24 protein-coding genes and 3 pseudogenes are annotated in these 18,935 nt (G+C 60.9%); 12 read left to right on the plus strand and 15 right to left on the minus strand.

The features are described 5' to 3' along the window. Nucleotides 1-66: 66 nt before the first annotated feature. Nucleotides 67-621, minus strand: coding sequence for a BA14K family protein (locus tag AC245Y_RS04180; protein WP_017993288.1), 555 nt, complete (start codon nt 619-621; stop codon nt 67-69). Between the two features lie 233 nt (nt 622-854). Here AC245Y_RS04180 and AC245Y_RS04185 point away from each other — a divergent pair. Together AC245Y_RS04185 and AC245Y_RS04190 are read left to right on the plus strand one after the other, a co-directional pair. Continuing rightward, a pseudogene (locus AC245Y_RS04185) lies at nt 855-953 on the plus strand (CopG family transcriptional regulator); the annotation flags it as partial. Nucleotides 954-1,031: 78 nt separating this feature from the next. Further along, nucleotides 1,032-1,703, plus strand: a complete 672-nt coding sequence (locus AC245Y_RS04190) for a hypothetical protein (protein ID WP_020486933.1) — start codon at nt 1,032-1,034, stop codon at nt 1,701-1,703. Between the two features lie 107 nt (nt 1,704-1,810). Here AC245Y_RS04190 and AC245Y_RS04195 read toward each other — a convergent pair whose 3' ends face one another. After that, nucleotides 1,811-2,701 (minus strand): LysR family transcriptional regulator, encoded by an 891-nt coding sequence (locus AC245Y_RS04195; RefSeq protein WP_017993291.1) that lies wholly within the window; start codon nt 2,699-2,701, stop codon nt 1,811-1,813. A gap of 104 nt (nt 2,702-2,805) precedes the next feature. Between AC245Y_RS04195 and AC245Y_RS04200 the strand changes: the two genes are divergently transcribed. Further along, nucleotides 2,806-3,675: an SDR family oxidoreductase gene (locus tag AC245Y_RS04200; RefSeq protein WP_017993292.1), complete on the plus strand. Its 870-nt coding sequence runs from the start codon at nt 2,806-2,808 to the stop codon at nt 3,673-3,675. A gap of 33 nt (nt 3,676-3,708) precedes the next feature. Beyond that, nucleotides 3,709-4,180, plus strand: a pseudogene (locus AC245Y_RS04205) (AtaL-like protein). A gap of 206 nt (nt 4,181-4,386) precedes the next feature. Here AC245Y_RS04205 and AC245Y_RS04210 read toward each other — a convergent pair. Together AC245Y_RS04210 and AC245Y_RS04215 are read right to left on the minus strand one after the other, a co-directional pair. After that, a pseudogene (locus AC245Y_RS04210) lies at nt 4,387-5,237 on the minus strand (sialate O-acetylesterase); the annotation flags it as partial. A 321-nt stretch (nt 5,238-5,558) separates the two neighbouring features. Continuing rightward, nucleotides 5,559-6,251 carry a type 1 glutamine amidotransferase domain-containing protein gene (locus AC245Y_RS04215; RefSeq protein WP_017993294.1) on the minus strand — a complete coding sequence of 231 codons (693 nt, stop codon included), beginning with the start codon at nt 6,249-6,251 and terminating at the stop codon, nt 5,559-5,561. A gap of 122 nt (nt 6,252-6,373) precedes the next feature. On the opposite strand from AC245Y_RS04215, the gene AC245Y_RS04220 reads away from it, so the two are divergent. After that, a complete protein-coding gene (locus AC245Y_RS04220; RefSeq protein WP_017993296.1) occupies nt 6,374-7,306 on the plus strand; it encodes a LysR family transcriptional regulator in 933 nt (310 codons plus the stop codon). 219 nt (nt 7,307-7,525) lie between these two features. Here AC245Y_RS04220 and AC245Y_RS04225 read toward each other — a convergent pair whose 3' ends face one another. From AC245Y_RS04225 to AC245Y_RS04250, 6 genes are all read right to left on the minus strand, one after another. Continuing rightward, a complete protein-coding gene (locus AC245Y_RS04225) occupies nt 7,526-7,900 on the minus strand; it encodes a VOC family protein (protein WP_017993297.1) in 375 nt (124 codons plus the stop codon). A 108-nt stretch (nt 7,901-8,008) separates the two neighbouring features. After that, on the minus strand, nt 8,009-8,629 hold the full coding sequence (locus tag AC245Y_RS04230) for a glutathione S-transferase family protein (protein ID WP_017993298.1): 621 nt from the start codon (nt 8,627-8,629) through the stop codon (nt 8,009-8,011). Then, nucleotides 8,622-9,107 (minus strand): SRPBCC family protein, encoded by a 486-nt coding sequence (locus AC245Y_RS04235; protein WP_017993299.1) that lies wholly within the window; start codon nt 9,105-9,107, stop codon nt 8,622-8,624. Before AC245Y_RS04235 ends, AC245Y_RS04230 begins: the two co-directional genes overlap by 8 nt. Further along, nucleotides 9,100-9,432 (minus strand): ArsR/SmtB family transcription factor, encoded by a 333-nt coding sequence (locus tag AC245Y_RS04240; RefSeq protein WP_017993300.1) that lies wholly within the window; start codon nt 9,430-9,432, stop codon nt 9,100-9,102. The genes AC245Y_RS04235 and AC245Y_RS04240 overlap by 8 nt, the downstream gene beginning before the upstream one ends. Nucleotides 9,433-9,730: 298 nt before the next feature. Continuing rightward, the gene (locus AC245Y_RS04245) at nt 9,731-10,051 is read right to left on the minus strand and encodes a DoxX family protein (RefSeq protein ID WP_017993301.1); all 321 of its coding nucleotides are present in this window, start codon (nt 10,049-10,051) and stop codon (nt 9,731-9,733) included. Nucleotide 10,052: 1 nt separating this feature from the next. Then, the gene (locus AC245Y_RS04250; RefSeq protein WP_017993302.1) at nt 10,053-10,433 is read right to left on the minus strand and encodes a DUF4267 domain-containing protein; all 381 of its coding nucleotides are present in this window, start codon (nt 10,431-10,433) and stop codon (nt 10,053-10,055) included. Between the two features lie 123 nt (nt 10,434-10,556). Here AC245Y_RS04250 and AC245Y_RS04255 point away from each other — a divergent pair, with 123 nt between their 5' ends. The 3 genes from AC245Y_RS04255 (at nt 10,557) to AC245Y_RS04265 (ending at nt 12,291) form a co-directional block, all read left to right on the plus strand. Beyond that, nucleotides 10,557-11,159, plus strand: coding sequence for a TetR/AcrR family transcriptional regulator (locus AC245Y_RS04255; RefSeq protein WP_017993303.1), 603 nt, complete (start codon nt 10,557-10,559; stop codon nt 11,157-11,159). A gap of 294 nt (nt 11,160-11,453) precedes the next feature. Next, complete coding sequence (locus tag AC245Y_RS04260; protein WP_012756488.1) at nt 11,454-11,816, plus strand: ArsR/SmtB family transcription factor; 363 nt, start codon at nt 11,454-11,456, stop codon at nt 11,814-11,816. Further along, entirely contained in the window at nt 11,797-12,291 is a 495-nt protein-coding gene (locus AC245Y_RS04265; protein WP_017993304.1) for an SRPBCC family protein, read from the plus strand. Before AC245Y_RS04260 ends, AC245Y_RS04265 begins: the two co-directional genes overlap by 20 nt. Nucleotides 12,292-12,429: 138 nt before the next feature. Here the strand turns inward: AC245Y_RS04265 and AC245Y_RS04270 are convergent, their stop codons facing one another. The 3 genes from AC245Y_RS04270 to AC245Y_RS04280 all read right to left on the minus strand — a co-directional run bounded on the left by AC245Y_RS04270 (nt 12,430) and on the right by AC245Y_RS04280 (nt 15,848). Beyond that, nucleotides 12,430-13,164, minus strand: a complete 735-nt coding sequence (locus AC245Y_RS04270; protein WP_017993305.1) for a phosphotransferase enzyme family protein — start codon at nt 13,162-13,164, stop codon at nt 12,430-12,432. A 117-nt stretch (nt 13,165-13,281) separates the two neighbouring features. After that, the gene (locus tag AC245Y_RS04275; RefSeq protein ID WP_017993306.1) at nt 13,282-15,213 is read right to left on the minus strand and encodes an adenylate/guanylate cyclase domain-containing protein; all 1,932 of its coding nucleotides are present in this window, start codon (nt 15,211-15,213) and stop codon (nt 13,282-13,284) included. A gap of 356 nt (nt 15,214-15,569) precedes the next feature. Continuing rightward, complete coding sequence (locus AC245Y_RS04280; RefSeq protein WP_026157280.1) at nt 15,570-15,848, minus strand: hypothetical protein; 279 nt, start codon at nt 15,846-15,848, stop codon at nt 15,570-15,572. A gap of 135 nt (nt 15,849-15,983) precedes the next feature. Here AC245Y_RS04280 and AC245Y_RS04285 point away from each other — a divergent pair, with 135 nt between their 5' ends. The 4 genes from AC245Y_RS04285 to AC245Y_RS04300 all read left to right on the plus strand — a co-directional run bounded on the left by AC245Y_RS04285 (nt 15,984) and on the right by AC245Y_RS04300 (nt 17,429). Beyond that, entirely contained in the window at nt 15,984-16,280 is a 297-nt protein-coding gene (locus AC245Y_RS04285; protein WP_012756493.1) for a type II toxin-antitoxin system RelE/ParE family toxin, read from the plus strand. 9 nt (nt 16,281-16,289) lie between these two features. Then, a complete protein-coding gene (locus tag AC245Y_RS04290) occupies nt 16,290-16,598 on the plus strand; it encodes a HigA family addiction module antitoxin (RefSeq protein WP_017993308.1) in 309 nt (102 codons plus the stop codon). A gap of 128 nt (nt 16,599-16,726) precedes the next feature. Next, nucleotides 16,727-17,074 (plus strand): hypothetical protein, encoded by a 348-nt coding sequence (locus AC245Y_RS04295; protein WP_012756495.1) that lies wholly within the window; start codon nt 16,727-16,729, stop codon nt 17,072-17,074. A gap of 1 nt (nt 17,075) precedes the next feature. Further along, nucleotides 17,076-17,429 carry a hypothetical protein gene (locus AC245Y_RS04300; RefSeq protein ID WP_017993309.1) on the plus strand — a complete coding sequence of 118 codons (354 nt, stop codon included), beginning with the start codon at nt 17,076-17,078 and terminating at the stop codon, nt 17,427-17,429. A 35-nt stretch (nt 17,430-17,464) separates the two neighbouring features. Here the strand turns inward: AC245Y_RS04300 and AC245Y_RS04305 are convergent, their stop codons facing one another. After that, entirely contained in the window at nt 17,465-18,043 is a 579-nt protein-coding gene (locus AC245Y_RS04305) for a DUF308 domain-containing protein (RefSeq protein ID WP_172643732.1), read from the minus strand. A gap of 236 nt (nt 18,044-18,279) precedes the next feature. Then, a complete protein-coding gene (locus AC245Y_RS04310; protein WP_017993311.1) occupies nt 18,280-18,909 on the minus strand; it encodes a hypothetical protein in 630 nt (209 codons plus the stop codon). Nucleotides 18,910-18,935: the final 26 nt, after the last annotated feature.

Here is an 18,935-nt window from a genome sequence, read left to right on the forward strand (position 1 = left end):
CCGCGCTTTGGGTCTTTGGTTTTGCGCATGTCGCGCAAAACCGCTGCTCACTTTGCGCGACATGTTTTAGTAGGGCGAGACGCACGCCCGTCGCGGACCGTAATAGGGCTGGAACGTGTTGTCGTAAGCTCTGTAAGACCGGTAGCGCGAGTAGCACCAGCTCGTATGTCCGTTGCCGCCACTATAGACTTGGCGGTACGAGCGCGGCGCGTAGTAGCGCGGACGGTAAATGGTCGAGCCGTAGTAGCGCGGCGGACCGTAATAGGGCGATCCGTAGTAGCCCCGGTCGTAGTAGCCTTGATCGTAGTAGCCCCCACCGTAATAGCTTCGGCCATAATACGGCTGCGCCAGCATTCCGCCGATGATTGCGCCGGTCGCGAGCCCGCCGAGACCCCAAGCCCAATTGTCGTTGCGGTAGCCACCCCCGCGGTAGCCTCGATAGCCGCCTCGATAGCCGCCTCGGTATCCACCGCGGTAGCCGCCGCGATAATTTCTGTACTGGACCGGCTGCGCCTCCGCGGCTTCGATCTTCGGCACGGCAACGGTGGGAAACGCCATGGCCGGCGGGACGCTCGTCAGCGCCGTCACCAGCGACAGGATAACAATTGCTAACCTTTTCATTGGCTCATCTTTCCTTCGTAAGCGCTGCGCGACGCATGCGGCGCGCAAGGACGTTTCAGCCCTCTCAATGCACTGGTTAATTTTACCCTAAAATCGACTAGGATTCGAGGAATTTTGCAGGAAGGCTTTTCTTCGACGGCGGGGTCGCGGCGAAAGCACGCGCCCACCCTCCGTCATCTCATATGAACCGGTGCGCGCTCCATGAAACATGCGACGTGGGGCACGGCATATGTCGTCGGGCGGCGCTGCGTCTGCGCAACTCCGCACTCCTCTCGTTGGACGCCGACGTCGAGGAAGCATTGCGCGACCTTGCCCACGAATTTGGCGTGACGTGCAGCCATATTGACGCCGACGGCGTCACGATAGACTGATAGGTCTTCTGGGGACGTGCAAAGTGGGGACGAGTTTGCATGAAAAATTTCTTATCGCTATGCGCAGGGGTTGGGTTTCTCGCATCAGGAGCGATTGCACAAGACGTGACGCCGGGATCGGTTGGGGAGCTAATGAATGAACTTGCAAGCACCAACCCTTTGCTCCACGTGATTTTCAGAGATCATATGGATGAAGCGAAGGAGATAAACGAGACGTTTAAGGCAGGAGACGAGGAGGCCGCGATGAAAGCCGCGTACGACATGCTTCGAAAATACGGATTCCCGGCACTCTCGCGTGCGAGCGACGCTTCTGCGATTGAGGTGCTGAAGAAGGCAGGCGATGTCGTTGATGCTCTGGGCGATCACTATCCGCGAGGATGCATCGAGTTCGTTCGCAATGATATCTCTGACGAAGCGCTCTCTGTTCGCAGCGTGAATGAAGCCTATCGGAAGTATCAGGAGGCTGTGTTTGATGCATATGAGGATGGAAAGTATCGCGAACCGATTCCGAGGATGGAAATCGGAGATATGTTCCAGGTGGTTACCGAGGATCTGAAAGTAAGCAGAGACGAGATACATACGTTGCTGAATCCAGAGAACGTTGCCGCCATCGAACTATGCGCAATTATAAGAAAGAACTTCAACGTATCGGCCGTGCGGGAGCCATTGCGCGGGCCATACGCGAGGGCCAATATATCATCGAAGAAATAAGCATTTCCGAATTGTGGTAGAGAAATGGGCGCGCCGTTGGAAACAAAGTAGCGAGCTAGAGAGCCTAACGCGGTAAACCCGCCGAAGATGCCGGCAAACCGCGCTCATCACCTGCCGATATAGGCGGCAAGTTCCTCCGGCGTGCCATTGGGGAAGGCCTGTTTCAGAAAGTCCAGGAACGCCGAGACGCGCGCGCTGAGCAGCCGCCTGGAGGGGTAGAGCGACCAGAGCGCGATTTCGGGGCCGTCGATATCCCCCCAATTGACCAGAGTGCCGTCCGCCAGATCATGGCTGACCAGCGAAATGGGAAGGCGTCCTGCACCGACGCCGGCGCGCACCGCATCGCGGACCATGATCAGCGTCGCCAAGGTGAGCACAGGTTCGATCCTGATCGTCGACCGACCGCCTGGTGTCTTCACCGGCCATGTTTGGGCTTCGCCCACCCCGCGCGAAACGCCTGGAGCGGCAAGTCCGCCGGTCGGGCGGGGAAGATCGGGGCTTGCCACCACCACCAGCCGGTCGCGCAGAAACACCCGTCCGACCAGGCTTTCATCCGGATCTGGATTGACCCGGATGACCAGATCGTAGCCTTCCTCGATCATATCGACAGGCCGGTCCTCACTCGTCACCTCGAGTCTGACCTCCGGATATTTGAGGGTAAAGCCGGCGGCGATCCTGCCCATGGCGGTCTGGGAAAAATGCAAAGGTGCGCTGATCCGCAATCTGCCCTTGGGTTTTTGACCGCCGGAGGCAATCGCCGCCGCCGTCTCGTCCAGTTCGGCAAGCAGCGCCCCCGTCCGCTCGAATAGCGCCCGTCCTTCTTCGGTAAGCTTCAGGTTACGCGCACCCCGTTCAAACAGCCGCAAAGCGAGGCTGCTTTCCAGCTCGGCGACACGCCGCGACAGGGTTGCCTTCGGCCGGCCGGTGGCCCTTGCCGCTTTTCCGAAGCCACCATGGCGGGCAACGAGATTGAAATCGGCAAGCGCAAGAAGATCCATGTCTGTTCCACCAGCGAGACGGTCTGTCTAAAATCGCCGTCTATCGGGCTGCTAGTGAACCACACATATTCGAGGTGTCAAGCAACCCAACACGGAGAAAGACCATGACCATTCTCGTCACCGGCGCCACAGGCAATGTTGGCCGCCAAGTCGTCGAACACCTCGTCAAGCGCGGCGCCGATGTCCGCGCTCTTGCCCGCGACCCGTCGAAAGCCGAATTCCCGGCTGGTGTCAGCGTCGTGCAGGGCGACTTCCTCGACGTCGACTCGCTGCGCAACGCCATGTCTGGCGTGTCGACGCTGTTCCTGCTCAACGCCGTGGTGCCGGATGAATTCACCCAGGCTTTGATTGCGCTGAATGTCGCCCGATCGGCCGGCATCGAGCGGATCGTCTATCTCTCGGTGATCCACGCCGACCTCTACGTGAACGTGCCGCATTTCGCCGGCAAGTTCGGGGTCGAGCGGATGATCGAGAAGATGGGTTTCAAGGCGACGATCCTGCGCCCGGCCTACTTCATCCAGAACGATCTGACGGTCAAAGACGTCATCACCGGCTACGGCGCCTACCCGATGCCGATCGGGCCCAAGGGTCTCGCCATGATCGACGTCCGTGATATCGCCGAGATCGCCGCCCTTGAGCTGCTGCGCCGCGAACAGTCTGCAGAGCCGCTGGCGCTTGACCGGATCAACCTCGTCGGTCCGCAGACACTGACCGGAACGGATATCGCCGCCATCTGGTCAGACGTGCTCGCCCGCCCGATCCACTACGGCGGCGACAATACCGAGGGCTTCGAGCAAAATCTCAAGCAGTTCATGCCCGCCTGGATGGCCTACGACATGCGCCTGATGGGCGAGCGCTTCCTGACCGACGGGATGCTGCCCGAGGCCGGTGACGTCGAACGCCTGACAAAGCTGCTCGGCCGCCCGCTGCACTCCTATCGCGCCTTCGCCTCGGAAACCGTTGCCTCCGCCTGAGGCAGCTACAGCGATCTCGAAAGGACGATCACCATGATTTATTCCACAGCCACAGTTCCGGTGAACCCGGAAGGCGAAACCCCGTTGACGCGCGCCGAGGCCTGGCGAGGTCTCGAACGCAAGGCGCGCGACGCCCGGCTCTTTCTTCCCGCCGGTCTGCACCCGCTGCGATGTCGTGGAGGAAAGCCCGACCCATTTCGTGCGCGAGGCGACGATTGCCGGGCAGGATCTGCGCGAGATCATCACCCTCGACCAGCAAAGCAAGGTCACCTTCTTTCAGGCAACGGGGCCACGCGAGGGAGCGATCATCAATGAGCTCTTCGAGGATGAAGCAGGTCAGCTGCAGCTACGCTTCTACTGCTATCTCGGCCTGCGCGGTAAAGAGCCGAACGGCCGGGAGGAGCGGGCCGAGCAGGCGCAATTCGACGGCGAAACGGGCTACAAGGCCGCCCTGCTGTCGACGCTGAAGCGGACCCGCGAACTGCTGGCAGAGGGAAAACTCTGATCATCGCCGCAACACAAGCAACAGGGCTGCGACCTTTCTCCAGCCTCATCCTGAAGTGTCCCGAAAGGGCCTCGAAGGACGGGGCTGGCCATGGGCCGAGCCGCTTGTCGGTCAAAGCGGACAAGCGCCTTGCCGGCGCCGCGCTCACCTAATCTTTGCTGGCATCCATATGGCTCGCGAAGGCGGGAAAATCGGTTCAGGCAAGACTATCGCGAGCTTTCCAGGCGGCCATCGGAGCGCAGAAGGTTCAGCCAGGCCCGGGACGCTTTCTCCCCGCCTGTTCCCCCGAAATGGCAATCGTCGTAGCGGTCGTCTGCATCGAGTAACGCGTCGGAATTTACGCCCTCTCGGATACCGTGACCGCTTTTTGCCAGGGCCAGTTGCGCCCGTACTATCGCATTGTCTGGAATATGCTCCTTGAAGCCGCCATTGCTCGGTTCGAGGCATTTCGATGCAATCGAAATGTAAACGGGTGCTTCGACGCCGTGCTGACGCAACGTGTCAACCATCGACATGAAACGTTCCTGGTAGGCCTTCGCAGTGGTGCCCATAACGAGGTCCGCCTCTCCTTGCACCCAGAGGACGTTCGTTATCCGGTAACCGGAACCCTGAAGCTGTTTCACCGTATCGACCAGCACGGGATTGAAGTCACCACCTGCCGCCCATCGTGCGACCTCAGATCCGGAATATGCGAGAGGTGCGAGGATCACGCTGTCATTTTGTCCCGATGCGATCAAACTGTTCCCAAGAAGCGTCCAGTACTCTCCCCTGGTATTGGTCGATCCAAGAAGTGGCGACGCCGCGATGAAGCATCGTTTGTCAAAGGCGTTTACAACGCGAGCGCCATAATTTGACCTGTGGCGTTGTCCACCGTAGTTGGCCGCGTTCGATTGGCCAAGAATGAGTAAGACAGCAGTTCGGTCAGTCTGAGGCGGGCAGGCCACAAGCGTTTTTGATTCATCCCCGATGAGCCGTTCCTTGTCGTCGAAGTGTAACGGCTGGGAGCCACCACCTTTTCTCCGCCAACCATTTTCTTCAGCGCGGAAAGTTGTGGCCAAGACCGGTGATTACAATCATCCGGTTGGGTTAGATCGTACCTTCTATGGGCAGGTCCAGACCAAGCAGCGGGCTGCCGATCGTACGCGCGAAATCGCCGTCGGGGCAGGTCTCCAGCGGACCCGCGAACTGCTGGCAGAGGGAAAGCTCTGAGTATCGCCGAAACACAAATAACAGTGCGGCTGGTCATGGGTTTATCCCCGACCAGCCGCCGTGTGTCAGATACTGGGGACCCTGAAGGGAAGCGTCGAGACGCTTCTGCGGGGAGGTGCCGGGCGTCGGGTTTCCCACCGGCGCCCTTGGCTCTATCCCGACTTGTTGATCACGCGGCCTTTGCCGCTGTCACGGCGGCGAGCAGAATGCCGGCGGTCTCCACCGATGAACCGGGGTTCTGCCCGGTGATGAGCAGGCCGTCCTTGATAGCATAGGACGACCAGTCGTCGCCGCTGGAATAGATGCCGCCATTCTCCTTCAACATGTCTTCGACCAGGAACGGCACCACCTGGGTCAGGCCAACGCCGTCTTCCTCGGAGTTCTTGAAGCCGGTGACGTGTCTGCCCTGAACCAGCGGCTTGCCGTCGCCAGCCTTGACGTGGCGCAGCACACCCGGAGCGTGGCAGACAAAGGCGACGGGCTTGCCGGCCTGATAGAGCGATTGGATGAGGGCGATCGAATTCCTGTCTTCCGCCAGATCCCAAAGCGGGCCATGGCCACCCGGATAAAAGACGGCGTCGTAATCTTCGGGAGAGACCGAAGCGAGCGTTACGGTCGAGGCGAGCACGGCCTGGGCATCCGGGTCGGCATGGAAGCGGCGGGTCTGGTCGGTCTGGAAGCCCGGTTCGTCGCTCTTCGGGTCGAGAGGCGGCTGTCCGCCCTTCGGCGATGCGACGGTGATGTCGGTGCCGGCTTCGCGGAAGGCATAATAGGGGGCGGCGAACTCTTCGAGCCAGAAGCCGGTCTTCCGGCCGGTGTCGCCCAGTTGGTCGTGCGAGGTGAGAACCATGAGGATTTTCATCTGGGGATCCTTTCGAGACAGATGCGATCGGTTGCTTTCGATGAGGGGGATCATGCCTCGGCGGCCATCATTCCTGAAATTTATTTCTTTGATTTCAGTTATGCATTCGGCAATATATCTGGATGAAGTATGACCTCAACCTCCTGCCTGTCTTCGTGGCGCTCATGGAAGAGCGCAATGTCACGCGCGCAGCCGAACAACTGGGCATGACGCAGCCGGCCGTCTCCAACGCCTTGAACCGCCTTCGCGAGACGCTGCGCGATCCGCTCTTCATCCGCGAGCGCTATGGCATGAAGCCGACTGAAATGGCGCAGGCACTTGCTCCGGTGATCCGCAGCGCATTGGCGAGCCTGGATGACGTCATTCTCGGTCAGCAGGCGTTCGATCCGGCGCGAGCGACACGGCAGTTCACCATCGCCCCGAACAGCTACGTCGAGTTCGTCCTGATGCCGGTGATCGTGGCGCGGCTGCGCGAATGCGCTCCCGGGATCAGGCTTCGCCTGACGCCCTTCGGCAATGATCTGGCCGAGACCGGCGCGATCTCAGGGGCGACGGAAATGGTGCTCGGCCGGATCGTCGAGCCGCCTGATAACATGGTCGTGCAGCATCTCATGGATGATGGACTGGCCTGTGTCGTGCGCAGCGATCATCCCGAGATCGCCGAAAGCATCTCCGAGGAACAGTATCAGCGGATGCGGCACGTCAACGTGCTTCCGCCCGGCCGGATGCGCGTCGGCCTGTTCCAGATGCTGCAGCAGGCCGGTCTCAGGCGCGACGTTTCGGTCTCCGTCACCCATTTCCTGGCGGTCCCGGAAATGGTGGCCGTCACCGACTATTGCGCCACGCTGCCCCGGCTGATCTGCCATCGCCTTGCCCGCGACCCGCGTCTCAAAGTCCTGCCCGCACCGGTCGATCTCGGCCGCTTCCCGGTCGAGCTGGCATGGCATGTCCGCTATCGAAACGACCCCGCCCACCGGTGGCTGCGGTCGTTGATATCAGAGGTGGCGAAGGATGTCTCCGGCGCTCCGGTGGCAGAAGTGATGGCTGGAAAGTGAGAGCGCGTGTCCGAGACCTCGGCGAGGCCTTCATGGGCGAATTGCAGGGCAAAAATCGGTGTTGATGGCGCCCGATTATGGCATACGTCGCTGTTCTTGCTGCAGACGCCACCCGCGCGCCGTCCTCCTCCGGCTTGAGCCGAGGATCCACTCTGGCCTCCTGATGGCACATCGGTCGCTCTCGACCATGCTGTCCAGTAGGCGCTGCTGAAGGCTAACTCACTTCGTCGGCTGCGATCGTACGGTCAATTTATTTCCGTCAGGATCGCGAAGATATGCGACGAATGACCCGTTCGGACGTTCCCGTGGCGGGCTCTCGATCGCTGTGCCACCATGCGCAGTACCGGCGGCATGCCACGCTAGAACATGGTCGGGGCTCGCGGCGGCGATACCGATAGTCCCACCGTTGGCTACGGTCGCCGGCTTGCCATCAATCGGTTTCGTGATCATCAGCCGACCACCCTCGTGGACATAGATCAGCCTGCCTCTTGCATCCATCTCGCCGGGCTTGCCTCCCAATGCAGCGAACGTGGCGTCGTAGAAGTTTCTGGCCCGCTCCAAGTCGTTGCTTCCAATCATCACGTGGGTGAACATGCTTCATCTCCAGTAACGTAGCCAATAGATCAGTAGCCGATCTCGATAAATTCACGTGCCTTTGCCAACGCCTTTCACCCTGGCAAAGGGTCCTTCGGCCGTGCCCTCTTAGGCCGGGAAAGGGTTTCGCCACGCATCCAGTTGTTCAAGCCGCCCGTACCACGCTTGGATATGCCGAAACTCGGCGAGTGGAATCTCAGCAGAAGTCGCATAAGGAAGTGCAGCGGCCAATGCGAAATCTGCCACAGTCAGTGTTTCCCCGACCGCGACGCTGTTCTTGGCCAAATGATCGTCGAGCACGCGAGCATGGAGCCGAAAACTGGTCTTTGCATCTTCGATCACGGCGACGTCAGGCTGCCCGCCGAACAACGGCTTGATCAAGGTTTCAAACCATAGCGTTGCCCCGTGCCGGGTGAAATGACTGGCATCCCAACTCAACCAGCGCAGCGCATCGATCTGCCGGTGGTCATGCGGCCAAAAATCCGATGCGACGCTGTCAGACAGCCTGCACATGATGGCGTTCGCTTCCCATAAAGTTCCGGCATCATCCTGCAGCACCGGGACTTTCCCGTTCGGGTTAAGCGCCAGGAATTCTGCGGTACGCTGTTCTCCGCTTGCCAGGTCAACCCTGACGAACTCGACGTCGGCTTTGAGATAACGAGCGGCGGCGCAGGCCTTCCGGGGATTGAGCGTCTCACAGTAATAGAGCTTCATCGCCGCCTTAGGCATGATCCGGCCCTTGGGGTCTAGTCCCGAGAAAGAAGCTCAACCGCTCGAGACTTTGCGACCAGCCGTCCTCATGACCCTTTAGTGACGATGCGCTATCAAACCCACTCTGCCGAAACGTCATTTCCGTGCCTCCGTCGCTTTCCCTGAACGTGATGGTGACGACCGTTTCCGGGCTGTTTTCGCCGGTTGCAAGCTCCCAGGCATGTGTGAAGACAAGCCTATGCGGCGGCTCGACCTCCAGATATTTTCCGCCGACCCAATGCTCTTCTCCATCTGGCGCGATCAGACAGGCGCGGTGTCTACCGCCGGGCCAGGCATCAAGCCGATCGCCCACCGCCTTGAAACCGTGAGGGCCGCACCATTGCACCAACGCTTTCGGGTCGGTCCATGCCCTGAAAACCAGATCGCATGGGGCATCAAACCTTCGGACAAGAACCAAGTCGCGGGTGTTGTCGGTGTCGGTCTCTGGATTAGTCATTGTCGTATCCTTGTACCTTGGACAGATAGTCATCGAGACGATCAAAGCTTTGATCCCAGAGGCGTCTGTAATCGGCGACCCAATCAGCAATCGTCTTCAACGCAGCCGGCTCGAGCACGCGGGGACGCGAATTCGCTTCACGGCCGGAGCGGATCAATCCGGCCTGTTCCAGGACCTTGAGATGCTTTGATATGGCAGGCTGAGACAACTCGAAGGGATCAGCGAGTTCAGCCACCGTCGCCTTGCCGTTCGCAAGCCGCCCAAGAATTGCTCGCCTCGTGGGATCGGCGAGTGCGGAGAAAATCGCATCGAGCTTGTCGTCCATATATCACCATCTAGCTATATAGCTACATGGATATATTCTACGCAGCGCAATGTCAACGGTTTTGCATGGGCGAAATCACGGGGCAAAAACCGTTGTTGATGCGCACCCGATCATGTCGGGATACGTCGATGTTCCTGCTGCAGACGCCACCCCGCGCTCCGTCCTCTTCGGGCTTGACCCGAGGATCCACTCTGGCCTCCTCGATCAGCAGCGGGCATGGATCCCAGGCTCAGGGCCTGGGATGACGGAGGGTGGGGGCGGGTTGCCCACGCCAGTCGGTGAAAGCGGCCGATCGTGCTCAAGATGAGATCGCGGCAAGAGCAATCAGGGTGACAAAGACGCTGAGCGGCGCTAGGTGTGCATAGTCGCGGTGGCGGAGAACCGTAAAAACCGCAGCCGCGATGATGACCGCCCCAAGCGCCACGCCGACAATGCGACTGGCAGGAAGCGCAATCAGGACGGCGCTCGATATTTCCCGTCCACCGGTGACGATGCCCCACCAGCGCGGATAGCCCCAGCGGGCGAAATCATCTTGCGTCCCGGACGTACCGATGGCGTTGACGAGGCCGGCGCCAGCGAATGCGACAACCAGGAACCAGATTGCAAGAAGGTGAACCATCTCAGTCAGCCCCGATCATCATCGGGATGGCAACCAGGACCATGATCATTGCCGTCAGGCCATGAATGGCGAAGGCGCTTTTGGTGGAGCCTTTCGCGGCGAGAATGAGCAGCATGTCACCTGCGGGGATCATCGCTTCGATCAAAAGCACGATGCCGACCTCGCGCTCAACGCCCCACACCATGAACGCCAGCACGAGCAATCCGGCGACGATATCGCGCACCCCTTTGAGGCGAAGCCACCAGGCGACGTTTGGGCCATCTTCAGGCAGCGGCAGGCCGAAGCCGCGCATCGTCGTCGTCGGGCTGGCAATATAGCCGGTGCCGATCGCGATAATCGCGAGGGCAATCAGCAACCCTGTCCCATTTAACAGCCACTGCATTATGCACTCCTTCTGTCGATGCTATATAAAATAGCGTTGATAGATAACTGCGCTAGCATTGCTAGTTTGTCAAGCGTGGATATAATCCTCGCTATTGATCTGCCGGCCGTGGAGATTTTGGAAATGGGTAGCGCAGAGCGAAAAACTCGGGAAAGGGCCGAGCGCGAAGATCGCATTGTCGCGGCGGCCCGTGCCGTCGCCGAGAGCGAAGGATGGGATGCGGTGACGATCCGCCGCCTGGCCACGGAAATCGAATACAGCCAGCCGGTCCTCTATTCGCATTTCGCCAACAGGGACGCCATCGTTGCAGCGGTCGCAGTCGAGGGCTTCAAGGAGCTTGCAACCGTTCTCCAGGATGCGGCGGGCGAGGCGAAGGGACGACGAGAGCCCCTCATGGATGTCGCCATGGCCTATTTTGCCTTCGCCCTCAGTCGCCCGGCACTCTACGAGGCGATGTTTATCCTGCCGACCCAGTTGCAGTTCGCCGAGGTTGAAACGAGATCGGAACTTCGGGCCGGTTTCGACGCCATCGCTGCTGCCGTGTCTCCCTTCTGTGCCGATGCGGAGATCGTGACCGAGACCTTCTGGGCAGCCCTTCATGGACTTGCCGAGCTCGAACGTGCAGGCCGCATCAGGCCCGGCATGCGTGACAGACGCATCGCGCTTGTTGTCCAGGCGATCATCGATGCAGGGGTTCATCAAACAGGGTCGTCAGATCAGGTCTGAAGGCTTGGCCGGTGGCCGCCGCACTGCGAGAACTGGCTGGCGCCTATTTCTCCTCCTTCATTCCTGTGCTTGTCACGGGAATCCAGCCACGGCGCGTCCGTGCCGTGAATGACTCTCATCCAAACAAGAAAGTCTATCGCGCCCAAGGACTTGGGCGCACTGGATTCCTGTGACAGGCACAGGAATGAGGGAGGCTGGGGCGTCGACTTCCACGCCGAGATATCTGCGCCGATCGCCTGGGGCCGATCTCGGCCGCTTGCATGACGCCGATCTGCGTGCTAAACACTGAACTATATGGTTCAGTATTCGACAGATCGCCTTGACGCCTCTTTTGCCGCGCTCTCAGACGCCACGCGACGCGGCGTTCTGGAGCAGCTCGGCAGTGCTGATGCTTCGATCACGGAGCTTGCTGGGACGTTCCACATGACCCTCACGGGCATGAAGAAGCACATCGGCGTGTTGGAGCAGGCGGGGCTGGTGACGACGGAGAAGGTCGGGCGTGTGCGGACCTGCAGGCTCGGCTCACGCGGGCTCGAGGAAGAGGCGGCCTGGATCGAAGCGCGCAGCCAGATCTGGAACGCACGCTTCGACGCGCTTGATGACGTCATTGAGGCCCTGAAACGGAAGGAGAAAGTCGATGGGGGACAGAGCGAGTAACGGCCGCACGGCGGTCGAACGGAGATCCGAGCTTGAACTCGTGGTGACGCGCACCTTCAACGGCCCGGTTCGCCTCGTATTCGACGCGTGGACCAAGCCCGAATTGTTCAAGCTGTGGTGGGCGCCGAAGTCGATGGGCGTGCCCATTCTTTCCTGCGAGATGGATGTTCGCACCGGGGGCAGCTATCGCATCACGTTCGGACACGACGCTTCGGACGCCATGGCCTTCTTCGGCAAGTATCTCGACGTGTCGCCGCCATCGCGCCTCGTCTGGACCAATGACGAAGGCGGGGAGGAGGGCGCCGTCACCACGGTGACCTTCGAGGAAGAGGACGGCAGGACGCTGCTGGTACTGCGGGAACTCTATCCCTCGAAGGAAGCGCTCGACCAGTCTTTCGTCGGCATGGAAGACGTGTTGCCGGAGCAGTTCGAGCAGTTGGATGAACTTCTCGTCACGCTCAGCGCGAGCATGTGACAGCTCGACTCATTCGGCCATGCCGCAAACAGTGACGAACCAGGGAATTGGCGCAGCGTGGCTGCTTCCTGAAGTCCGCTGCCAACCCATGTTCCGCCGGCGATGGCGCAATTCACGGGTGGATGCGGCCTGTCGATCTTAGACCGCTCGAACCTCGGCAAGCCGCTTGACTGCGTATTCGTCCCGCCAGCAGACGGCGGCTTCCCATGCGGCCGAGGCTTGCGCGGCGATGTCATGTGCGCCGTCGTCGAGATCGGCAGCGTTGTCGGGCAGCACCAGGTCAAGGTCGGGGACGTCGACATGTGACTCATCCCAGTCGATCAACGCGACCCGATCTGCAGTCATGCGGATGTTGCCGGGGCTGTTGGGATTGCCGTGGACAACACATGTCTGACGCCCGATGAGCCGCGCCCACGCTGCTCGACATCGAATAACGCCCTCAGGCGGCATCGCGGTCAGGTTGATCCTCGTTCCGGTCTCAGTATGCAGGAGGTCGCTCGAGGATCGCCAGCCCGGGCGCTGCGGCCAGCCCTGTGTCAGCCGATGCAGCTCGCGCAGCGTGTCGGCGACGCGACGCCAGTCGGACCCCGTCTCGGGCGGTCCGCCCTCCATGTATTTCATCACCACCAGCCCGTCCACGAACAGCCGGCCGTCAGTCGTCGGGATCGGTACCGGAACGGTCATGCCTTCACGGTCGAGGTGTTGGAGCAGCTCGGCTTCCCATTTAAGATCAGCGTCGCTCCTGGAGCCGAGACGAGCGACTGCGATCTGCCCATGGACGCGAACGCTCCACACGTCGTTGGCAACGCCACCCGTGAGCCGTTCGATGCGAACCGCGTCTTCACCCCATTGCCCGAGTGCTTCCCATCCCATTGGCGATACCCTTGGAGGTCATGATTAATGACGAAAGAAATAGAGAAAGTTTACGACGCCACAAGGCCGCTGGCGGCGGGCGCAAAGCTGCCGTTGGTAGCAACCCGAACGCCTCGTTCATTCCTGCGTCCTCAGGCTTTCCCCGACAAGTTCCCATAAATCGACCTTCTCGGCCCGCCCCTTGAGCTGCACCAGGCCCAGCGGGCGAAGGGCGAAGCGGGTGCCGACGGCCTCGTGGATGGCGGCGCTCACCAGGATCGAGGTGTTGAATTCCTTGTTCAGTCCTTCCAGCCGTGAGGCGACATTGATCGTATCGCCCATGGCCGTATACTGCTGCCTGGAAATCGCGCCGAAGCTGCCGACCACTGCCGGGCCGGTGTGCAATCCAAATCGGGTGATGAGCGCGGGACGGCCATTCCGGCGGTTGGCTTCATTCAACTCGTCGACCGCCGCTTTCATGGCAAGCGCGCACCGGCAGCCGTTTTCGGCATGGCTGGCATCCGGAACAGGGGCGTTCCACATGACGAAAATGGAATCGCCGAGATATTGCACGACAGTGCCGCCATGGCACTCGGCGATGGTGTTTAAGACTTCGAAATAGGCCGACAGCGTATCGACCACATCCTCGGGCGAATGCTGCTCGGAGATGGTGGTGAAGTCGCGGATGTCGGTGAACAGCACCGTCACATCCTGCCGCTGCGCCTTGACGACGGCTCGTCCCTCGGGATTGACGATCCGCCTGACGACTTCACGCGGAACATAGAGGGCAAACTGGCTGATGGCATGACGGCTTGCCGCCAGCGCGCTTGCCAGCGTGTTGATCTCCGATATCCAGGAGTGGGAGACGCCTTTTTCGCCGACGTCGAGATCGCCGATCCTGCGCGCCTCGTCGGCGAGGCGATAGAGGGAACGGCTGACCATGCGTGAGAGCATCACCGAGGCGGCGACGCCCGCGATCACGAAGGCGGCCGCAATCAGGAGATTGTGCAGGAGCAGCCGATTGGCTTCAGCTACCAGATCTTCCAGGGGCACGACGATTGCGGCAACGCTTCCCTTGAACAGACCGGACACGCCGACGGGGGCGATCTGCAGGATCTGGCGTTCGCCATCGAGATCGATCCGCACCACGCCGCCATTTGCAAAGGCCGGATCACGCCTGAGCCTCGCCACCGTTTCGAGGCTCGTGTCGTAACTGTCGGTCGTCGTATCGACGGCAACGGCGCCATCGGCATTTTTCGACCATACGCCGAGAAGCCTGTTCATGATTGCCGGGTCGGAATGGGCGATCAGATCATCGGCATCATCGATGATATAAGCGCGCGCCCGCGGCGAAATCTCCTGCGCATCCAGCAGGCGGCTGACAGTCATCAGGTGGATGTTGATGCCGACGACAACCTGATCGTCGTCTCTCATCGGTGCTGCGATCGTCAGCGTTGGAAGCTGCAGCGTTCCCGCGACATAGGGTCCGACGGATACTTCCTCGCCGTGCTGGATGACGGATTGGTACCAGGGGCGTTGCCGCGGATCGAATGATGCATAGTCGACGTCACGCTCGGCGATCGGCCTTGCCTGGCGGTCGAGGAAGCGAAACGTCGATATGACGTCCGGGCCCTGTCTTCGTGCTATCGTGCGGACCGCAAAAGCCGTACCATCGGGTGCTGCGAGGATCCGGCGGACATCCTGCCTTTGCGTGTTGATGACCTGCAGATACGAGCCGTCAGGATAGCCGGTGTAGACGCTCGTCGCGTTGGGGACGTTTCTGAGAACCTCCAGAAAGAATTGCTGTTTCGCCGTGATATCCTGGGGCGGCGGGGAGGCGAGCTGCGGCAGGGTCGATGCCAGTGCCACCGCCTCGGTGCCGCCCTGCAGCGTATTGCGGTACCCCTCGATCAGCCGCAGGCTCATCTCGCGCATCTGCTGCATGCCCGCACTGACGGCAGCATCGCTTCCTTGCCTGAACGCCAGCCAGATGATGGGCGTCGACGTGCAAAGCAGCGATGCGACGACCAGGACACCGAGATGCAGTCGTAGGGGTTTAGACCAGTGCACGAGATTTCCCCCAAAATGCGGACACGTCTCAGCGCACGAGGCATAGTTAACGATGGCAGCTAACCGCTTTTTGAAAACTTACACAAGGCGGTGAGTGCGGTCACACCGCCGCTGCGCGTTTCGGTAGAACAAAGTCGCCGACCGTATGAACTGTCGCCGATCATGCCCGCATGCGTCCTGTCCTTGCTCCAGCCGCCACTCCGCGCTCCGTCTTCCTCGGGCTTGACCCGAGGATCCACACCGGCCTCCATTAGCAACGGGCATGGATCCCAGGCTCAAGGCCTGGGATGACGGAGGGTAGGTTCAATGGCAGAGAACCAGCGACGCGAGACTGAGGCCCTATCAATTGATGCGGCCTACCGCCGGTGAAGCGCCTTCAGCTTCTCATAATGTTCCTCGACCCGGCGGCATGCCTCTCGCGAGGTTTGCTCCGAGCCGCTGCGAGGCATGATCTCCTTTCGCACCCATGGAAGGTGGGTAGCGTTCCACTTCCACAGGCCGGGTTTCAGGTCAGCCGCGTTCTCAAGCTCGACGCGGCCGAAAGACTGGTCGCCGTCGAAGCCGCTAAAATCCTGATGTCCTTCTCCAGGCCAGGTCTCGCGCCATGTGTAGATCGGTTGGTATTGATCTTTCATGTTGTGGCCCATCCGCTTTGCGCGCCATCGTCGATAGATGGCTTTAAGCATTTGCGGGCGCTCCAGTTCCGAAGAAAAAAGCGGTTGCCGAATGACCCATAGAGTGGTACATCAACTAAGCATTGGAGGCGTGGAATGATCGTCGGGTTTCAGGACGAATGGCTGCGGGCCTTTTTCGTGGAGGATATCCACTCCCGCAACATTCCGTCCGATCTCGAAAGCCGGTTGTTCCGCAAGCTCCAGATGATCGACGACGCGATGACCGATCAGGATTTGCGTGTGCCACCCAGCAATCATTTCGAGAAGCTGCGCGGCACGCTCGACGGCCTGCATTCGATCCGCGTCAACAAGCAGTGGCGGCTGATCTTCCGATGGGACGGCGGTCGCGGCGAAGCGTCGGATGTTTATCTCGACGACCACAGCTATCGATGAGGTGACGCCATGTTGATGACCACACGCAAACCGGCCACGGTCGGCGAAATCCTGACGGAAGAGTTCATGCAGCCGCTCGGCCTGACGCAGGCGGTGCTTGCCGAGGCGATGGGCGTGCAGCGCAAGCATGTGAACGAACTCTGCAACGACCGGCGCAACGTGACGGCGGCGACCGCGCTCATTCTGGCGCGCGTGTTCGGCAACAGCCCGGACTTCTGGCTGAACACGCAGCGTCGCAGCGATCTGTGGAGCGTCATGAATTCGCCCGAGGAGCGGGCGCGGGTCGATCGTGCCAAGCCCTTGCCGAAGGCGGCATAGCGCGGAGCGATCCCACCGATTTGCCGCCGTTTCTTCGCCATGACCGCACGGCCTGCGATTTGGCTTTCGGTTCTACTCTTGCCGCCGCTTGATGTCTGTTTGACTCGAACCGAGAAACAGGCGGCGACATGGAAGGCGATGACGACGAGAAGCCGGACGAGACCGTCCCGGCCAACGGCAATGACGGTGCGGACGGCGAGCCGGAGGCGGAGACATGGCAACGCATCGACCGCGCGGCGCTGACGCTGGCCCGGATCATCGGTCGCCGCATGGCGCGAGAGGACTTTGCGGCGCTCGCCGCCGCCAATGACAACCACAGGCCCGATGCGGCCGGGAAGACGGAGGACGAGGCCGACAAGGATGCCGAGAGTGATCCTGAACCCGCATATGCGACGGTGCTTCACAGCAGTTCTTGCTCTATTGGCTATTGGTCTAAGGCCAGCCGCCGGAACGCCGAAATGTCCTGCTCAGGATGAATTGCTGGCGAAAGCGGAGATCGTGGTTAAGGCGCGCGTGAAATCGCTGTCGATCGGCGAATCTGGTTTCATAGGGACAAAAGACTCTCCGACGCGGTGGATAAGGGCAGATCTGGAGATCAAGAGAGTTATCAAAGGCAAATTCCCGGGAAAGGAGGCGACGGTGTACGGTGCCGTGTATCCCCCAGGGCCTTTCGGGGAACTGACCACGATGGCGTTATCTTACGGTTTCGATGGCCATGACACCTTCGAATGGGAGCTTTCGCGCCGCGAAATCGGTGATGATGTGGCGTTGTTTTCAATGAACGCCTGCAACTATCACAAATTCCCCGACGGGGCAGTTGCTCCCCGCTGATCGACGGTGTCACATCGCGATTGGCGCATGTCGGCTCACGCCCGCTTCCGCCGCATCTGCGTGACGCTCCGCCAGACGGCCGAGACCAGGAAGTAGAAGGCGCCGAGGCCGGCATATCCGGCGATGTTGGCAATGGAGGGTGGTTCCGGCATTTGCGCCTGGGCGATGAAGAACGCGCCTGCCACCGCGGATTGGCCGCCGCTGAGGATCATCGCCCACTGGCCGCCATTGGTCTTCCAGCGCCGGACAGCGGTTCCAAGCTGCAGCAGGCCGGAAAAGATCGCCCAGAGGCCAAAGACGCCGAGAACCCAGTTCATGCTCATCGTCAGGGCGACGATCACGGCAGCGGTCGTCACCGCGCTGACGGTGACGTTGATTGCCTGGCTGCGGTTGTTTGCCAGGCCGCCATTCCGCGATGCGTCGACCAGGTTGGCGGCGGCATCCCAGGCCGGGTAGAGGATCAGCAAGGCGGCCGCGACGGCAAGCGACTGCTGGCCGGCCGTCAAGGCGGCTGCGACCCAGATTGCGGAAAAGGCTGCGCGGGTGAAGTAATAGCGGGTCAGCCACTGTTCCCTGTCGCCAGACGCGACGGTGGTTGAATAATCGGTCATCATGATCTCTTTCCTGAATGTGATGGTGTTGGTCTGATGGGGGCGGCTCACCGTCATGAGCGGCGGCGTCCGTCATCGAGACTGGTTTCCTGGGCTTGCCGGAACTGCCCGAGCATTGCCGGGCGGCTGTCGAGACGGTGTTCTCCGTCGTTCGGGTCCATCGGCTGCTGGTCAGGCGGCATTCCCTGGTAAATCGCCGGTCGAACCGGGGGCGGCCCGGCCGACCGGCGACGACGTGGTCACATGGGCGGGACCACGCCATTTTTCCCGACAAGCACCTGATGGGCGAGGGGGCCTGAGGCGGCTTTCTCGGCGGGGATGAAGACGGCGGCGCCGGGAACGAGATCGTCGTTGGTGGCCGGAGCGATGGTCACGACGGGCGTGCCGTCCGGAATGGCGATCTTCTTTTCCTTGCCGTGATAGGAGACGGTGACGGTGCGGCCGTCGACGCCCTTGACGGCGTCGGCCACGGTCGCATTGGTCATGCTGCTGTTGGGCTTGAGGTCCCAGCCATAGCTGCCTTCACCCGCACCCTTCATCGCCGGCGGGAAGATCAGCACTTCAAGCGCGCCGTCGCCGCCGCCTGCGTTGGGCAGCGATGCGATGCCGACGAAGTCGCCCGGCTTGATGTCGGTGACCGCAGCATTTGCAACGCTCGCCAGTTTCCAGCCGTCGGCGAGGGTGACATCGACGGTCTGTCCTTCGCGGGTCTTCACCTTGAGAGCGGAGCCGCTGTAGGTAACGATGCTGCCCCTGACATGGACCTGCTCGGGTTTCTGGTCTTCGGCATGGACCGGCGCCGCTGGAAGGGCCGCCGACGCGATAGCGGTGAGCCCCAGCACGAGGGCGGGGAGAATGGTCTTGATCATGTCGTTCTTCCTACTAGTTGGTAGTT

The organism is Rhizobium sp. SRDI943 (assembly GCF_057653695.1).

Excerpts from the sequence above, each read along its gene's own strand:
- AC245Y_RS04180 (WP_017993288.1), bottom strand. The coding sequence starts at position 621 with ATGAAAAGGTTAGCAATTGTTATCCTGTCGCTGGTGACGGCGCTGACG.
- AC245Y_RS04190 (WP_020486933.1), top strand. The coding sequence starts at position 1,032 with ATGAAAAATTTCTTATCGCTATGCGCAGGGGTTGGGTTTCTCGCATCA.
- AC245Y_RS04195 (WP_017993291.1), bottom strand. The coding sequence starts at position 2,701 with ATGGATCTTCTTGCGCTTGCCGATTTCAATCTCGTTGCCCGCCATGGT.
- AC245Y_RS04200 (WP_017993292.1), top strand. The coding sequence starts at position 2,806 with ATGACCATTCTCGTCACCGGCGCCACAGGCAATGTTGGCCGCCAAGTC.
- AC245Y_RS04215 (WP_017993294.1), bottom strand. The coding sequence starts at position 6,251 with ATGAAAATCCTCATGGTTCTCACCTCGCACGACCAACTGGGCGACACC.
- AC245Y_RS04220 (WP_017993296.1), top strand. The coding sequence starts at position 6,374 with ATGAAGTATGACCTCAACCTCCTGCCTGTCTTCGTGGCGCTCATGGAA.
- AC245Y_RS04225 (WP_017993297.1), bottom strand. The coding sequence starts at position 7,900 with ATGTTCACCCACGTGATGATTGGAAGCAACGACTTGGAGCGGGCCAGA.
- AC245Y_RS04230 (WP_017993298.1), bottom strand. The coding sequence starts at position 8,629 with ATGCCTAAGGCGGCGATGAAGCTCTATTACTGTGAGACGCTCAATCCC.
- AC245Y_RS04235 (WP_017993299.1), bottom strand. The coding sequence starts at position 9,107 with ATGACTAATCCAGAGACCGACACCGACAACACCCGCGACTTGGTTCTT.
- AC245Y_RS04240 (WP_017993300.1), bottom strand. The coding sequence starts at position 9,432 with ATGGACGACAAGCTCGATGCGATTTTCTCCGCACTCGCCGATCCCACG.
- AC245Y_RS04245 (WP_017993301.1), bottom strand. The coding sequence starts at position 10,051 with ATGGTTCACCTTCTTGCAATCTGGTTCCTGGTTGTCGCATTCGCTGGC.
- AC245Y_RS04250 (WP_017993302.1), bottom strand. The coding sequence starts at position 10,433 with ATGCAGTGGCTGTTAAATGGGACAGGGTTGCTGATTGCCCTCGCGATT.
- AC245Y_RS04255 (WP_017993303.1), top strand. The coding sequence starts at position 10,557 with ATGGGTAGCGCAGAGCGAAAAACTCGGGAAAGGGCCGAGCGCGAAGAT.
- AC245Y_RS04260 (WP_012756488.1), top strand. The coding sequence starts at position 11,454 with ATGGTTCAGTATTCGACAGATCGCCTTGACGCCTCTTTTGCCGCGCTC.
- AC245Y_RS04265 (WP_017993304.1), top strand. The coding sequence starts at position 11,797 with ATGGGGGACAGAGCGAGTAACGGCCGCACGGCGGTCGAACGGAGATCC.
- AC245Y_RS04270 (WP_017993305.1), bottom strand. The coding sequence starts at position 13,164 with ATGGGATGGGAAGCACTCGGGCAATGGGGTGAAGACGCGGTTCGCATC.
- AC245Y_RS04280 (WP_026157280.1), bottom strand. The coding sequence starts at position 15,848 with ATGAAAGATCAATACCAACCGATCTACACATGGCGCGAGACCTGGCCT.
- AC245Y_RS04285 (WP_012756493.1), top strand. The coding sequence starts at position 15,984 with ATGATCGTCGGGTTTCAGGACGAATGGCTGCGGGCCTTTTTCGTGGAG.
- AC245Y_RS04290 (WP_017993308.1), top strand. The coding sequence starts at position 16,290 with ATGTTGATGACCACACGCAAACCGGCCACGGTCGGCGAAATCCTGACG.
- AC245Y_RS04295 (WP_012756495.1), top strand. The coding sequence starts at position 16,727 with ATGGAAGGCGATGACGACGAGAAGCCGGACGAGACCGTCCCGGCCAAC.
- AC245Y_RS04305 (WP_172643732.1), bottom strand. The coding sequence starts at position 18,043 with ATGATGACCGATTATTCAACCACCGTCGCGTCTGGCGACAGGGAACAG.
- AC245Y_RS04310 (WP_017993311.1), bottom strand. The coding sequence starts at position 18,909 with ATGATCAAGACCATTCTCCCCGCCCTCGTGCTGGGGCTCACCGCTATC.